Here is a 13,821-nt window from a genome sequence, read left to right as displayed (position 1 = left end):
GAGTCAGACCTCCTGTCCGGCGAGCGCTGTGTCGAGCGCCGAGCGGAACCAGGACGTGACATATTCCGGCCGCGTGATGGCCGAGCCGACGACGACCATGGCGGCGCCGGCGAGCAGTGCCTGCTGCGCTTGTACTGGCGTGCGGATGTTGCCTTCCGCGACGACATGCGGCGTCAGGCGGCGCATGGCGGCAACGAGGGCGAGATCGGGTTCGGTGGGTTCGACCGGGCCGGTATAGCCCGCAAGCGTTGACCCCACCACATCGGCGCCCTCTGCGAGCGCCTGTTCGGCATCCGCCAGGATCGAGCAGTCTGCCATGGCGATACGGCCGTGGGCGTGGATGCGTTCGACGAGTGTGCGGGTCACGATCGGGCGCACGCGCTGTGTCGCATCATAAGCGATAATGTCGGCGCCGGCATTGGCCAGTGCATCGACGTCCTCGATCCACGGAGTGATGCGGACGGGACTGTCGTTGAGATCGCGCTTCACCAGGCCGATGATCGGGCGATCGGTGGCCGCGCGGACGGCGGCAACATATTCCGCCGATTCGATGCGCAATGCCGCTGCACCCCCATCGAGCGCGGCCAGCGCGAAGCCGACGACCATATCGGCCCGGTCCATGGCGCCGCCCTTCACGGGCTGGCAGGATACGATCAGACCCTTGTCGAGGGATTTGAAATCAAGTGGCACGAGGCAATCTCCTGTCATTGCCGGGATCGTAGCAAAACAAGACCAGATGGCAACAGGATTTAAACTGGTATTATCGCATCAGTTCGATGACGAAATCGTAGACATCGCCGCGATATTTGGTCTGCGTGAACTCCACGATCTGGCCGTCCGCCAGAAAGCAGCGGCGCTCCATGATAAGGAGTGAGGCATCGTCAGGGGCGGCGAGAAGCCGTCGTTCCTCGTCGGTGCCGGGCTTTGCCTGCATGCGTTGCAGCGCGCGCACGGGCAGGGCCCCTGCCGCCTCCAGATATTCGTAGAGTGAGTCTCCTATGGCCTGTGGCTCGGGAACGAAGCGCGCGGGTAGGGTGGCCATCTCTATGGCGATCGGTTGTCCGTCCGCGGTTCGCAGGCGGCGCAGCCGCACCACCTTTTCACTTCCCGAAATGCCCAGTGCCATCATTTCCGCCGGAGAAGGCCGCGAAATTTCACGGGAAATCCATGTGCATCCGGGCTCGAGGCCGCGTGAGCGCATATCCTCGGAAAAGCTGGTCATCGTCGCCAGCGATTTTTCCAAGCGGGAGGAGACGATGGTTTTTGCGCCGTGGCGTCGATCAAGCACGCCATCCGATACGAGCCCGTCGATCGCCTTGCGTACGGTGACTCGCGACAGGCCGAGTTCCTGGCTGAGCACCCGCTCGCTCGGGATAACCCCGCCACGCTTGATCTGCGCGGAAGTAATCGCCTGCTTGAGGGAATTTTCCAGCTGCCGATAAAGGGGTTCGCGGCTGGCAGCCGCCAGCTCATTGGCAAGGAAGTCGAGGATCGGTCGGTCAGTCATGAAAAGCGTGCCTTGAAGGCGATTCCTCACCACATTTTTTTTCTGATGTTAAACTGGTATTGATTTTTTGCAACGGATTTCGCGTGCTGCGGGCCTGGCTGGGCCGGCATTTGGCAAAGTGACCCGCCTGACGAGGATCACGTTCGTCGGATGGCCGTGATCTACGTCTCATCCTTCGAAGGCCATTCACGGCCGCGCGATTTTCTGAGCGCGTCGGTGATTTCGCTTCTTGCCACGCCGATCAATTGTTCCATGGCGTGGCGTGCCGCGTCTGGTCGGCGCATACGGATGGCTTCCAGGACGTCCTGGTGCTTGAGGATTGCCTGCTCGTGCGATTGGCTCGCGCGGTTGGTGAGACGAAAGCTCGCGAGCAGGGCGGCGCGTATGGCCGTGGCAAACTGGCGGTAGACCCAGTTGCCGCTGGCATTGATGATGGCGGTGTGAAAATCGAGGTCGGCGCGGCTCCATTCCTCGTTGTCGCGCGAATTGGCCTCCACCATGTCCTCGAAGGCCCTGGCGATCTGCGACAGTTCGCGGGCGCTTGCATTGGCCGCTGCATGTGCCGCTGCTGCGGGCTCGAGCAACTGGCGCGCGTCGATCAGGGACGTATAGAACGTTTCGTCCGCACCAATGCTCAACATGACGTCGAGAAGGAGCGGATCCAGATAGTTCCAGTTCTCCCGCGGCAGTACGGTCGTTCCGGCGCGGGTGCGGGACCGCACCATGCCAAGGGCCGACATATATTGCATGGCCTCGCGCAGGCTGGTGCGACTGACGCCGAACTGCTCCGTGAGCTCGGCCTCATTCGGCAGGGTCGAGCCTTCCGCCATCTCTCCAGAAACGATCTTCTCGACGATCTGTCGCAAAAGCGCTTCGCGGACACTGCGCTTGCCCCGCTCGGCAATCGGATCTCCGTTCTGCGTCAGGTTCCGTGCCACGGGTGTTGCCGCCACACTGCTTCTCCTATGCCCCCGCATGCAGCTTCGGCGCCTTTTGAGGAAGGTTACGCAGGACGTCCGGTTGCACTAAGTATTATATATTCCGCCGCTTCTAACGTGTTTTCCGCGCTGTATCCAGTGAAGAAGCGCGTGCAGGGCGTTTATAAAAAAATAAATCGTATTTATATTGACATTAATATGATGAAGTTTAGGGTGCGCTGGCATCGCGACGGCTCGCCAACGGCGGACCATCGGCGCACACCATCGTTTTGTGGGAGGATCATATGAAATTCATCGCCAAAGCCGCGCTGGCGACCCTTGCCGCTCTTGCTGCATCGACCGCGTTCGCGCAGGACAAGGATCTCAAGGTCGGCGCCATCTATATGGATGCGCAGGGCTTCTATGCCGGCGTACGAAAGGGCATCCAGGATGGCGCTAAGGATGCCGGCCGCAAGCTCGAGGTCATCGAAACCAATGCGCAAGGCGATGTCAGCAAGGAATCGTCCTTCATCGACTCGCTGATTTCCGCAGGCGTGCAGGCCATCATCGTCTCGCCGGTCTCCGCCGACGGTTCGTTCCGGGCGATCCGCCGCGCCCATGACGCCGGCATTCCGGTCGTCTGCTACAATACCTGCCTTAGCGAAAACGACATGAAGGACTATGTCTCCGCCTACGCGGTGGGTGACCCTTATCAGTTCGGCCACAAGCTGGGCGACGCGGCCGCCGACTATTTCCTCGCGGAAAAGAAGGACGCGCCGACCATCGCGGTGCTCAACTGCGAGTTCGTCGAAGTGTGCGTCACCCGCCGCAAGGGTTTCGAGGAGGCGCTGTTCGCCAAGGTGCCGAACGCCAAGATCGTCGATAACCAGGAGGGTGCTACCCTCGACAAGGCGGTATCGGTAGCCAGCACCATGCTCTCGTCGCATCCGGATCTCGATGCTTTCTTCGGTGAGGCGGGCGGCGCAACCCTTGGTGCGGCCCGCGCCGTCAAGAGCCAGGGCCGCGTCGGCAAGACCGTGGTCTTCGGCGGCGACATGACGACGGAAATTGCTCAGGAGCTCGCCGACTTCAGCGTCATCAAGGCGGTGGTCGACATCTCGGGCCAGGGCCTCGGTAAGCTCGCGCTGACGCAGGCAATCAATTCCATCGACGGCAAACCACCGGCCGATATCAATGTCGCCTACGACATCGACCTCTATAAGAGTGCGGAAGACGGCAAGGGCTGGCTTGAGGCGCACGCCGACGGCATTCCGTGATCTCCCGGGCGACGGCCCTTTGTGGCCGTCGCGACCAGCCCGGCGGGTATCCTCCACGGTTCCCGCCGGGCTGGAGCATTCGTTTTAATCCAAGGACTTCAGGCGGGCCCGTCATGATCCAATCCGCAAATGCGCGTCAAAGCGACCCGGTCGGCGGCGCCATAGCCGCGCTCGAGGGTTGTACGAAGCGCTATCCCGGCGTTCTGGCGCTCGACAATGCCTCCTTCCGGGTCGCTCCCGGCGAGGTGCGCGCACTGCTTGGCAAGAACGGTGCCGGCAAATCCACGCTGATCCGCATGCTGACCGGCGCCGAGGTGCCCGACAGCGGCACCGTCAGCATCGACGGCGTCGCGCTGACCGGAAGCGGTTCTGCGCGCGCGCAGGAGGCTTTTGTCCGAGGCGTCCGCGTCGTCTATCAGGAACTCAGCCTCGTTCCCGGCATGTCGATTGCCGAAAATCTCTTTCTCGGCCGTTGGCCGCGGCGTGCCGGCGTTATCGATTATACCGGCATGGAGGCTGAGGCACGCGATGCCATGCAAAGGCTCGGCCTCGACATGCCCCCATCCGATCCCGTCGCCGGTCTAAGCCCGGCGGAGCGCCAGCTCGTCGAGATCGCCCGCGTGCTGCTCGGCAAGCCGAAACTCGTGATCCTGGACGAGCCCACGAGCTCGCTTGCTGCGGCGGAAGCCGAGAAGGTGATGGCGGCCGTCAAACGTATTGCCGCAGACGGGATCGCAGTCATCTATATCAGCCACCGCATGAACGAAATTCGCCAGATTGCCCGCTCCGCGACCATCATGCGCGATGGCCGCATCATCGACACGGTCGATGTCGCCGGTGCCGATACGCGTGAGATCGTCCGCGTCATGCTCGGCTCCGAGGCGGCCCAAGCGGCGGCTGTCGAGACGAAAGCGCGCGACAAGGTGGTCCTCGATATCTCCGGTCTTGCTCTGGCGCCAAAGCTCGCTTCCGTCTCGTTCCAACTGCGCCAGGGGGAAGTTCTGGGCATTGCAGGCCTGCTTGGCGCCGGCCGCACGGAGCTGCTTCAGGCCATCATGGGCGTCCGCGCGTATGACAGCGGAACAATCTGCGTCGACGGTATCGATATAAGGCGCCCTGGATATCGGGCCATGCTCGACCGCGGCTTCGGCTACACGCCCGAAAGCCGCAAGGAGGAGGGCATCGTGCCACTCCTCGGTGTCGACGAAAACACCGTGGCGACGGATTTTGCGGCGGTCAGCCGGCGCGGAATCCTTTCGGCCCGGCGGATCGCCGAGGCGACCCGGGATGTCATCGCACGGCTTCACGTGAAGACGGCGGCGACGGATACGCCGATCGGCACGCTGTCAGGCGGCAATCAGCAGAAGGTCGTCATCGGCCGCTGGGTTCATGCCGGCAGCCGCGTGCTCCTGCTGGACGAGCCGACCCGCGGCGTCGATGTCGAGGCGAAGGCACAGATCTACGCCATCATCCGGCAGCTTGCCGCGGAGGGCCGCAGCGTCATCTTCGTCTCCAGCGAAATCGAGGAACTGCCACTCGTCTGCGACCGCGTGCTCCTGCTGCGCGAAGGCAGGCTGATGGAAGAATTCAAATCCCCCAATATCGATCAGGATGCCGTGATGGCGGCCTGCATCGCCGGTCATTGATGGAGACCAGAATGTCCAACGACCAGGCCGTTCGAACCGTGCCAAGTGGAGCGCCGCGGCGCCGTGGCTTCTCACAGCACATGAACGAAATTAGCCTCTTCGTCGCTATCGTTGTGCTTTACATGGTGTTCACGACGACAGCCAACGGCTTCATGAGCTTCAACAACCAGATCAACATCCTGCGTGACGCCGCGACGATCGGCATCGCGGCATGGGCGGCGACGCTGATCATCATTTCCGGCGAGATCGATGTCAGCGTCGGCCCGATGGTGGCCTTCATCTCGGTCGCGCTCGCCTATCTTCTGCAATGCGGCGTCCCGACGCCGCTTGCCTTCGTGCTCGCCATCATCATCGGCGCGGCCCTCGGCTCGATTGCCGGCATCTTGCGCGCCTATTTCGACGTTCCGTCCTTCGTCGGCACGCTCGGGCTGTGGAGTGCGCTGCGTGGCACGGCGCTTTTCATGACCGACGCACTTCCGGTGTCGATCGGTCGCAACGAAATCGTCGACATGCTCGATCGCGCCGTGCTTGGCGTACCGCCGGCCGCGATCATCATGCTCATCCTTTTCGCCGTCTTTGCCTTCGTCAGCCGCAAGACCGCATTCGGCCGTTCGGTCTACGCCATCGGCGGCAATCCGCAGGCGGCGTTCCTATCGGGCATCAATGTCGCGCGCATCCGCGTCCAGCTTTTTGCGATCGCCGGCGCCATGGCCGCCGTGTCCGGCATCCTCCTCCTGTCCCGCCTCGGCTCCGGCAACGCGACGGCGGCGAGCGGGCTCGAGTTCGACGTGATCGCGGCGGTTGTGGTCGGTGGCACCGCGTTATCGGGCGGCCGCGGCTCTATGCTTGGTACGTTGCTCGGCGTGCTGGTGATCACGCTCATCGGCAACGGCCTCGTCCTGCTCGGCATCAATCCGTTTTTCCAGCAGGTCGTACGCGGCCTCATCATCGTCGTTGCCGTTCTCGCCAATATTCAGGCGATCAAGCGCGGCGCGGCGCGCAACAAAGGCTGAGGCGCGCCATGGCGATAATCGATATCGGCAAGGGCGATCTCTCGGCACGCATCTCCACGGCCGGCGGCCTCGTGCTCGGGCTGTGGTGGCACAGGGATGGGGCATCGGTTCCCCTGTTGCGGCCAGCACCCGGGGATGATGCCGACGCGCTTGCTTCCGGCTGCTACCCGCTTGTTCCCTTCGGCAACCGGGTGCGCGGCAATGCCTTCCGCTTCGAAGGACGGGACTACCGCTTTCAGCCGAACACCGATTGGGACCCGCATTATCTGCATGGTGAAGGCTGGCAGGCCGACTGGTCGGTTCTGCAGCACGGCGCGGATGCGGTTACGCTCTCCTTCTCGCATCTGAGCGGCGAGGGTACGCCATATCGGTATGAAGCGCAGCAGCACTTCGCCGTAAACGATGGGGCCTTCGTGCTCGGCTTGTCGGTGACGAACCGCGGCGATGCGGCGCTGCCCTTCGGGCTCGGTTGGCACCCGTATTTCCCGATGACGCCGGAAACGACATTGCTGGCGCCCGCCACCCGGTACTGGACGGAGGTAGAAGGCTGGCTGCCCGACGAGGCCGTGGATATTCCGGAAGATGTCGATTTCCGCTCGCCGCGTTCCCTGCCGCATCGCTGGGTAAACAACGGTTTCGAAGACTGGTCGGGCGAGGCATGTATAAACTGGCCGGAGCGCACGACGCGGCTGTCGCTCAGCGCCGATCCGCTGTTTCGCCATGCTTTCGTCTTCGTGTCCGATACCGGTTTCGATCCGGCCTTCCAGCGCGACTATTTCTGCTTCGAGCCGATGTCGCATCTTGCCGACGGCCAGAACATGCCGGGGCTCGGCGACCTCAAAGTGCTCCGCCCGGGAGAGACATTGTCCGGCAGCGTGCGCCTGACGCCGGCCAGGCTGGCCTGAACGAAACGACGATTTGCCGAAGACCGGCAGGAGATGGCGCGATGCCGCAAGAGACAAGCTACGATTACATCATCGTCGGGGGCGGCAGCGCGGCCTGTGTCGTCGCCGCACGGCTTGTGCGGGACGCTCGCGCCCGCGTGCTCCTGCTCGAGCGCGGTCCGCGCAAGGCCAATCCCATCATGCACTTTCCGGCCGGCTACATGAAGTTCCTGGCCAAGGACACGTATCTCTCCATGCACCAGACCGAACCGCAGCCGCAGCTGGGCGGTCGTGGTCCGATCGTGCCGCAGGGCAAGGTTCTCGGCGGCGGCAGCGCGGTGAATGCGATGGTCTACATGCGCGGGCAGGCGGCCGACTATAACCGGTGGAATGCCGCCATCACCAAGCCGGGTGCGGAAAACGACGGCGCCTGGTCCTACCGGGACATGCTGCCCTACTTCAAGGCTCAGGAGGATAACGACCACCTGGCCGGCGAATTCCACGGCGTCGGCGGGCCGCTCAAGATTTCCGATCTCGGCCATACCAGCCCGATGACCCGCGCCTATATCAAGACGCTGCAAACCATGGGCATCCCCTGGAACCCGGATTTCAACGGGGCTGGACAGTTCGGCGTCGGCATGATGCAGCATACCATCGACTGGCAGACCCGCCGGCGGTGTAGTGCCGTCGACGCCTTTCTGGCACCTGTCATGGACGACCCTCTGCTGACCATCGAAACCGAAGCGACGGTGACGAAACTTGTTTTGCAGAACGGCGCGACGACCGGCGTCGAATATATCCAGCGCGGTGTATCGCGACGCGCCGAGGCGGGCATCGAGGTCATCCTAGCCGCCGGCGCCTACCAGACGCCGAAACTCCTCATGCTGTCGGGCATCGGCCCCGAAGCGGAGCTGGCGCGCCACGGCATTCGCCCCGAGATTGCCCTGCCGGGGGTCGGCCAGAACCTTCAGGACCATTACGAGTGCCCGGTCGTGGCGACGACCAAGGGTGCTTTCGGTTACTACGGTCAGGATCGCGGTTGGCCGATGATCAAGGCCGGCCTGCAGTATCTGCTGTTCAAGTCCGGGCCCGTGACCACAACGGGCGTCGAGACCTGCGCATTCTACGATCCCGACGGCAACAATGCCGACCCGACCATCCAGATGTTTTGCGTGCCGACGGTCTATCTCGACCGCGACGTGATGGGAACCGATCCGGGCCACGGCGTCACCATCAATTCGCTTCTGCTTCGGCCGAAGGCGCGTGGCAGCGTGACACTGACTTCCGATGATCCTCTGCGCAATCCCGTGGTCAGCACCGGCATCTTCAACCATCCCGATGACCTGCGCCTGACGGTCAAGAGCTTCCGGTTCGCCCGTACGGTTCTGGATGCGTCTCCGATGCGTGAGCTGATCGAGCGAGAGATTTTCCCCGGTGTGGACGTGACCAGTGACGAAGCCATCGCCGAACATTGCCGGCGTACGGTCAAGACCGGCTACCACCCCGTCGGCACCTGCCGCATGGGTCATGACGGTGACGAGATGGCGGTTCTCACGCCGCGGCTGACCGTGCGCGGCGCAGCGAGGCTTCGCGTCATCGACGCATCGATGATGCCCACCATCGTGAGCGGCAATACCAATGCGGCGGTGCTGGGCGCTGCCGCCAAGGCCGCGGACCTCATCCTCGAACGCGCAGCCTAGAGCACCGGAGGTCGATCCTATGAAGATCACGAAGCTGACCACCTACATCGTCCCGCCGCGCTGGCTGTTCCTCAAGATCGAGACGGATGAGGGCATCGTCGGCTGGGGCGAGCCTGTCGTGGAAGGCCGTGCGCTGACGGTGGAGGCGGCGGTGCACGAGCTGGCCGACTACCTGATCGGCAAGGACCCGCTGATGATCGAGGATCACTGGCAGGTCATGTATCGCGGCGGCTTCTATCGCGGCGGCGCCATTCACATGTCGGCGCTGGCGGGCATCGACCAGGCGCTCTGGGACATCAAGGGCAAGGCCTATGGACAGCCGGTCCACGCCCTGCTCGGGGGACAAGTGCGCGATCGTATCAAGGTTTACAGCTGGATCGGCGGCGACCGCCCCGCCGATGTTGCCAGGAACGCGCGCGATATCGTGGCCAGCGGGTTCAAGGCCCTCAAGCTTAATGGCGCGGAAGAAATGCAGATCGTCGATAGCAACGACAAGATCGATGCGATCGTCGCGACTATCGGCACGGTGCGTGACGCGGTTGGCCCGTATATCGGTATCGGTGCCGATTTCCACGGCCGCGTACACCGCCCCATGGCCAAGGTTCTGGCCAGGGAACTCGAGCCGTTCCGGCTGATGTTCATCGAGGAGCCGGTGCTTTCGGAAAACCGCGAAGCGCTGAAGGAGATCGCCAACCACTGCTCGACACCGATCGCGCTTGGGGAACGGCTCTACTCGCGCTGGGATTTCAAATCCGTGCTGGCCGACGGCTATGTCGATATCCTTCAGCCCGACCTTTCCCATGCCGGCGGCATCACGGAATGCCGCAAGATCGCGGCGATGGCAGAAGCCTATGACGTGGCACTGGCGCCCCATTGCCCGCTGGGGCCAATCGCACTCGCCGCCTGCCTGCAGATCGACGCCGTCTCTTACAATGCCTTTATTCAGGAGCAGAGTCTCGGCATCCACTACAACAAGGGCAACGACATTCTGGACTATATCTCCAACAAGGAGGTGTTCCAGTATGCCGACGGTTTCGTGTCGATCCCGCAAGGGCCGGGCCTTGGCATCGAGGTGGACGAGGCCTACGTCATCGAGCGGGCAAAGGAAGGGCACCGCTGGCGCAACCCCGTCTGGCGTCATGCCGATGGCAGCGTCGCCGAGTGGTAGGAGAAGTTATGGCCGGACGTCTTGAAGACAAGCGCATCGTCATCACCGGCGCCGCACAGGGCATCGGCCTCGCCATGGCCGAGGCCTTCCTTGCCGAAGGAGCGGCCCTTTTCCTGATCGACCGCGACGGCGACCTCCTGGCCCAGGAAGCCGCTAGGCTTGGGACCGAGGCTCGCCGGATCGGGATGATGGCGGCTGATATCACCGATGCGGAGGCGATGGAGCTGGCGGTCGCAACGGCGGACAAGGAGATCGGGCAACCGAATGCCCTCGTCAACAATGCCGGCGTCAACGTCTTTTCAGAACCGTTGAAGATGAGCGATGCGGACTGGCAGCGCTGCTTCGACATAAATCTCAAGGGAGCATGGAACTGCAGCAGGGCCGTGCTGCCGGGCATGATCGGACAGGGCGGCGGCGTCATTCTCAACATTGCCTCGACGCACGCCTTCACGATCATTCCGCATTCATTCCCCTATCCCGTCGCCAAGCATGCCCTTCTCGGCATGACGAAAGCGCTCGGCCTGGAGTACGCGGGGCAGGGCGTGCGGGTGAATGCGCTCGCGCCCGGCTATGTACGCACGCAGAAGGTCATCGACTACTGGAACAGCTTTCCCGATCCCATCGCGGCCGAGGCCGAGACGATGAAGCTGCATCCCGGCGGACGGATCGCGACACCGGAAGAGGTTGCCATGGCCGCGCTCTTCCTCGTCTCGGACGAGTGCCCCTTCATCAATGCCACCTGCCTGACCGCGGACGGCGGGTTGACCGTGCTGCACCATCCGGGCTGACTTGGCCGTTCATCATCGCGGCCTCGCCCCTTCTCCATGCGATTACGGTTGCAGGCTGGCGATGGATTTGATGAGGGCTGCTGCGGAGACGGCGCCGGGATCGGCATGGCCGAGCGAGCGCTCGCGCAGGCGTGCGGCGCGGCCCTTGGTCGCGATCATAGTGGCGGTGGCCGCCGCGCCGTTTTCCGCAGCGGTCTCCACGGCTTGCCAGAATGCCGGCCGGGACAGGTTATTGGCGACCGCGACCGTCGCGGCTTCGGCGGCTGGCAGCCAGACATCAAGCATGGTCTTGTCGCCGCGCTGCGCCTTGCCGCGGTCTCGGATACCTTCTGAAATGGCTGTCAACATGTCGCGGCAGGCCGGAAGGTCGAGCGTGTCGCGGCCCGCAAGGGCCTGCGCGGCGCGGCGGAAACCCGTTGCATAAAGCGGGCCGGTGGAGGCGCCGACGGCGTCAAGAAAGCCGCTCGCCGCCGTCGACATCACGTCGGATGGGCTCGCCGTCTCGAGGTTCATGCCGGCCAATGCCGTCGTCACAGCCTTGAAGCCGATCGACATGGTGATGCCATGGTCGCCATCGCCGATGGCGCCGTCGAGTTCGGAAAGATGGTCCTTCTCCGCCTCGATCACCTCGGACATCCGTTCGAACATCCGGGCGAGGGTCCGCGCCGCAGTTTCCGACATGTCTTCCTCCCCTTTGGGCAAAACGGCCTCAGCCGCGCGCGGCCCCGTTCGTTTCACGCCCATCGATGGTCAGGATCGCCGTCCGGCACGGATGGTACAAAAGTTCTGCCAGCTGGCGGTCGAGATGCAGGATCGATATGGAGGCGCCCACCATGTCCAGCGAGGTGCAGTAGTGCCCGACCCAGTTGGCCTCGATCTCGATGTTCTTGGCAGCGAGCCGCTGCTCCACCCGGCGATACAGGATATACAGTTCCATCAACGGCGTGGCGCCGAAGGAGTTGACGAGAACCGCTACCTTGTCGCCCGCCTCCGCCTTCATTTCCTTGAAGATGTTGTCCATGATCGCATCGACGATCTCGTCGGCGGTGCGCAGCCGCTCGCGCGACACGCCGGGCTCGCCATGGATACCCATGCCGAGTTCCATGTCGTCGGGGCCGATCTCGAAATTGTGCCGCCGTGTCTGCGGCATCGAGCAGGATTCGAGCGCGACGCCCACCGTATAGGTGCGGTCGTTCGCCTTGCGGGTGATTGCCTCGCATTCGTCGAGGGTCAGGCCGAGGTCGCAGGCCGCGCCCGCGATCTTGAAGACGAAGAAGTTGCCGGCCACGCCGCGTCGCCCCTCCTTGTCCTCGACGGGCGAGGAGGCGATGTCGTCGGTCGTCAGCACCGTGCGGATCGGTATGCCCTGTTCTTCCGCAAGCTCGGCGGCCATCTCGAAGTTCATCACGTCGCCGGCATAGTTGCCGTAGACGAAGAGCACGCCCGCGCCGCCGGAAGCCGCGACCGCGCATTTGACGATGGGATCCGGCGGCGGAGAGGAGAAGATATTGCCGAGCGCCACCGCATCGGCGAGCCCCTTGCCGACATAACCGACGAAACACGGCTCATGCCCCGTGCCGCCGCCGATCACCAGGCCGACCTTGCCGGCGCGCGGTCCGTCACGTGCGACGAGCGCCCGGCGGGAGGCGCCCACGGTCTGGAGATAGGGTTTGTGCGCAGCGATCAATCCGTCCAGCATTTCCTCGACAACATCGTTGGGATTGTTGAGGAATTTCTTGACATGGGTGCGGTAGCTGTTGGCGACCGGCACGCTTCTCTGCCGCTGTGAGAGCTTCCCGTCGAGGCTGGTGACGCCGTCGGCGCGCAGGATGCCGGCGCCGGTTGCCGCATCCGTCACCAGCACGTTTACATAGCCGCCGCGCAGCGCCGCCAGAAGTGCTGGTACCTTGTCGAAGCCGCCGGCAATGGCGATGCGGGTGGGAATGTTGCGTAGCATGTCGAGCGAAATGCCGATGGTGCGGTCGTCCAGCGGGCCCGCGACAGGACGGCCGCGCTCATCGATGAAACGGCCGGCCAGCACGCCTGCGGCACCCTTGGCGAGATAGTGCTGCAAGGGCACGGTTTCGAAGAAGCCGCTGGTGTGAATGGTGGAGTTGGGACGCAGCGATGCAATGCCGAAAACGACGCGGTTGGCGCGCGCCAGCGTGTCGAACTGCTCGCGGATCAGCGGCTCGGCCAGAAGCATGTCGTGCATCTGCGCGGAGCCGACGATGGCGGGTGCGGTGATGTTGACGCAGCGCGCGGAAATGGCGCGGGCGACAGCGGCGGCGGTAAGCTCGGGCGTGTAGGCGAAGCTTGCGGTGGTGCCGCCGGTCGCCTGCACGACGGTCACATCCTGCAACGGCCCCGTCTGCAAATGCTCGCCGACCGAAAGAATGGTGCGTCCCCAGGCGACAGCGAGGGTGTCGCCGGATTTGATCATCTTGGAAAGCGCCTGCGCGCCGGCCGCACCCAGCCGGCCGATCAGCGGGCGCGTATCGTCGTCATTGGGAACGACGAGGCAGTCGGCCAAGCCGAAATGGCGTTTCAGTTCCTGCGCGATGGTAAGCGAGGCGAGGCGGGCCGGCTCGATCGAGATATTGACGATGCCCTTCTCGCGGGCGTCGGCGAGGTAGCTGTTGACGGTCGCACGCGACACGCCCATCGCCTCGGCGATCTCGCCCTGCGTCATGCCGTCTTCGTAATAGAGCCAGCAGGCCCAGACATAGGGGTCGTCGCCGTAGCGCAGGGGTATCGCGTCGAGACCGTCCGCACCATTCGCGCGGCCGGCCACACCCTTGCGCGGCGCGGAAGTCTTCAATGCCATCGGTTTCGCCGGTCCCCCGTTATGGCGGCGAAGATGAAAGCAACGCCGCCGGTTTGCAACATGCCTCGGCAAAAAAGCGGTGCGCGACCCGCCA

General features: G+C 63.7%; 12 protein-coding genes. 7 read left to right on the top strand and 5 right to left on the bottom strand.

What is annotated here, in order from left to right:
- Positions 1 to 3: 3 nt before the first annotated feature.
- The 3 genes from MKI86_RS19160 to MKI86_RS19150 all read right to left on the bottom strand — a co-directional run bounded on the left by MKI86_RS19160 (position 4) and on the right by MKI86_RS19150 (position 2,460).
- Complete coding sequence (locus MKI86_RS19160) at positions 4 to 690, bottom strand: N-acetylmannosamine-6-phosphate 2-epimerase (protein WP_241604288.1); 687 nt, start codon at positions 688 to 690, stop codon at positions 4 to 6.
- A gap of 70 nt (positions 691 to 760) precedes the next feature.
- Complete coding sequence (locus MKI86_RS19155; protein ID WP_241604286.1) at positions 761 to 1,507, bottom strand: GntR family transcriptional regulator; 747 nt, start codon at positions 1,505 to 1,507, stop codon at positions 761 to 763.
- Between the two features lie 161 nt (positions 1,508 to 1,668).
- Positions 1,669 to 2,460 (bottom strand): FadR/GntR family transcriptional regulator, encoded by a 792-nt coding sequence (locus tag MKI86_RS19150; RefSeq protein WP_241604285.1) that lies wholly within the window; start codon positions 2,458 to 2,460, stop codon positions 1,669 to 1,671.
- A 269-nt stretch (positions 2,461 to 2,729) separates the two neighbouring features.
- Between MKI86_RS19150 and MKI86_RS19145 the strand changes: the two genes are divergently transcribed.
- From MKI86_RS19145 to MKI86_RS19115, 7 genes are all read left to right on the top strand, one after another.
- A complete protein-coding gene (locus tag MKI86_RS19145; protein WP_241604283.1) occupies positions 2,730 to 3,701 on the top strand; it encodes a substrate-binding domain-containing protein in 972 nt (323 codons plus the stop codon).
- Positions 3,702 to 3,814: 113 nt separating this feature from the next.
- Positions 3,815 to 5,347 (top strand): sugar ABC transporter ATP-binding protein, encoded by a 1,533-nt coding sequence (locus tag MKI86_RS19140; protein WP_241604281.1) that lies wholly within the window; start codon positions 3,815 to 3,817, stop codon positions 5,345 to 5,347.
- Between the two features lie 11 nt (positions 5,348 to 5,358).
- Positions 5,359 to 6,360, top strand: coding sequence for an ABC transporter permease (locus MKI86_RS19135; RefSeq protein ID WP_241604279.1), 1,002 nt, complete (start codon positions 5,359 to 5,361; stop codon positions 6,358 to 6,360).
- Between the two features lie 8 nt (positions 6,361 to 6,368).
- Positions 6,369 to 7,265, top strand: a complete 897-nt coding sequence (locus MKI86_RS19130) for an aldose 1-epimerase (protein WP_241604277.1) — start codon at positions 6,369 to 6,371, stop codon at positions 7,263 to 7,265.
- Between the two features lie 41 nt (positions 7,266 to 7,306).
- Complete coding sequence (locus MKI86_RS19125; protein WP_241604275.1) at positions 7,307 to 8,944, top strand: GMC family oxidoreductase; 1,638 nt, start codon at positions 7,307 to 7,309, stop codon at positions 8,942 to 8,944.
- Positions 8,945 to 8,963: 19 nt separating this feature from the next.
- Positions 8,964 to 10,112, top strand: coding sequence for a galactonate dehydratase (gene dgoD, locus MKI86_RS19120; RefSeq protein WP_241604273.1), 1,149 nt, complete (start codon positions 8,964 to 8,966; stop codon positions 10,110 to 10,112).
- An 8-nt stretch (positions 10,113 to 10,120) separates the two neighbouring features.
- Positions 10,121 to 10,900, top strand: a complete 780-nt coding sequence (locus tag MKI86_RS19115; RefSeq protein WP_241604271.1) for an SDR family oxidoreductase — start codon at positions 10,121 to 10,123, stop codon at positions 10,898 to 10,900.
- 42 nt (positions 10,901 to 10,942) lie between these two features.
- On the opposite strand, the gene dhaL is transcribed toward MKI86_RS19115, so the two are convergent.
- Positions 10,943 to 11,581, bottom strand: a complete 639-nt coding sequence (dhaL, locus tag MKI86_RS19110) for a dihydroxyacetone kinase subunit DhaL (protein ID WP_241604270.1) — start codon at positions 11,579 to 11,581, stop codon at positions 10,943 to 10,945.
- Between the two features lie 28 nt (positions 11,582 to 11,609).
- Positions 11,610 to 13,727, bottom strand: a complete 2,118-nt coding sequence (locus tag MKI86_RS19105; RefSeq protein ID WP_241604268.1) for a bifunctional sugar-binding transcriptional regulator/dihydroxyacetone kinase subunit DhaK — start codon at positions 13,725 to 13,727, stop codon at positions 11,610 to 11,612.
- Positions 13,728 to 13,821: the final 94 nt, after the last annotated feature.

This window comes from Shinella sedimenti (genome assembly GCF_022601905.1).
GTDB lineage: Bacteria > Pseudomonadota > Alphaproteobacteria > Rhizobiales > Rhizobiaceae > Shinella > Shinella sedimenti.
Note: the sequence above shows the minus strand (reverse complement) of the source record. Positions and strands in the feature narration are given on the sequence as shown.

What these genes read in the sequence shown, in the direction of transcription:
- MKI86_RS19130 (WP_241604277.1), top strand. Translation starts at nt 6,369, where the DNA reads ATGGCGATAATCGATATCGGCAAGGGCGATCTCTCGGCACGCATCTCC.
- MKI86_RS19125 (WP_241604275.1), top strand. Translation starts at nt 7,307, where the DNA reads ATGCCGCAAGAGACAAGCTACGATTACATCATCGTCGGGGGCGGCAGC.
- MKI86_RS19115 (WP_241604271.1), top strand. Translation starts at nt 10,121, where the DNA reads ATGGCCGGACGTCTTGAAGACAAGCGCATCGTCATCACCGGCGCCGCA.
- MKI86_RS19105 (WP_241604268.1), bottom strand. Translation starts at nt 13,727, where the DNA reads ATGGCATTGAAGACTTCCGCGCCGCGCAAGGGTGTGGCCGGCCGCGCG.
- MKI86_RS19140 (WP_241604281.1), top strand. Translation starts at nt 3,815, where the DNA reads ATGATCCAATCCGCAAATGCGCGTCAAAGCGACCCGGTCGGCGGCGCC.
- dhaL (WP_241604270.1), bottom strand. Translation starts at nt 11,581, where the DNA reads ATGTCGGAAACTGCGGCGCGGACCCTCGCCCGGATGTTCGAACGGATG.
- MKI86_RS19155 (WP_241604286.1), bottom strand. Translation starts at nt 1,507, where the DNA reads ATGACTGACCGACCGATCCTCGACTTCCTTGCCAATGAGCTGGCGGCT.
- dgoD (WP_241604273.1), top strand. Translation starts at nt 8,964, where the DNA reads ATGAAGATCACGAAGCTGACCACCTACATCGTCCCGCCGCGCTGGCTG.
- MKI86_RS19135 (WP_241604279.1), top strand. Translation starts at nt 5,359, where the DNA reads ATGTCCAACGACCAGGCCGTTCGAACCGTGCCAAGTGGAGCGCCGCGG.
- MKI86_RS19145 (WP_241604283.1), top strand. Translation starts at nt 2,730, where the DNA reads ATGAAATTCATCGCCAAAGCCGCGCTGGCGACCCTTGCCGCTCTTGCT.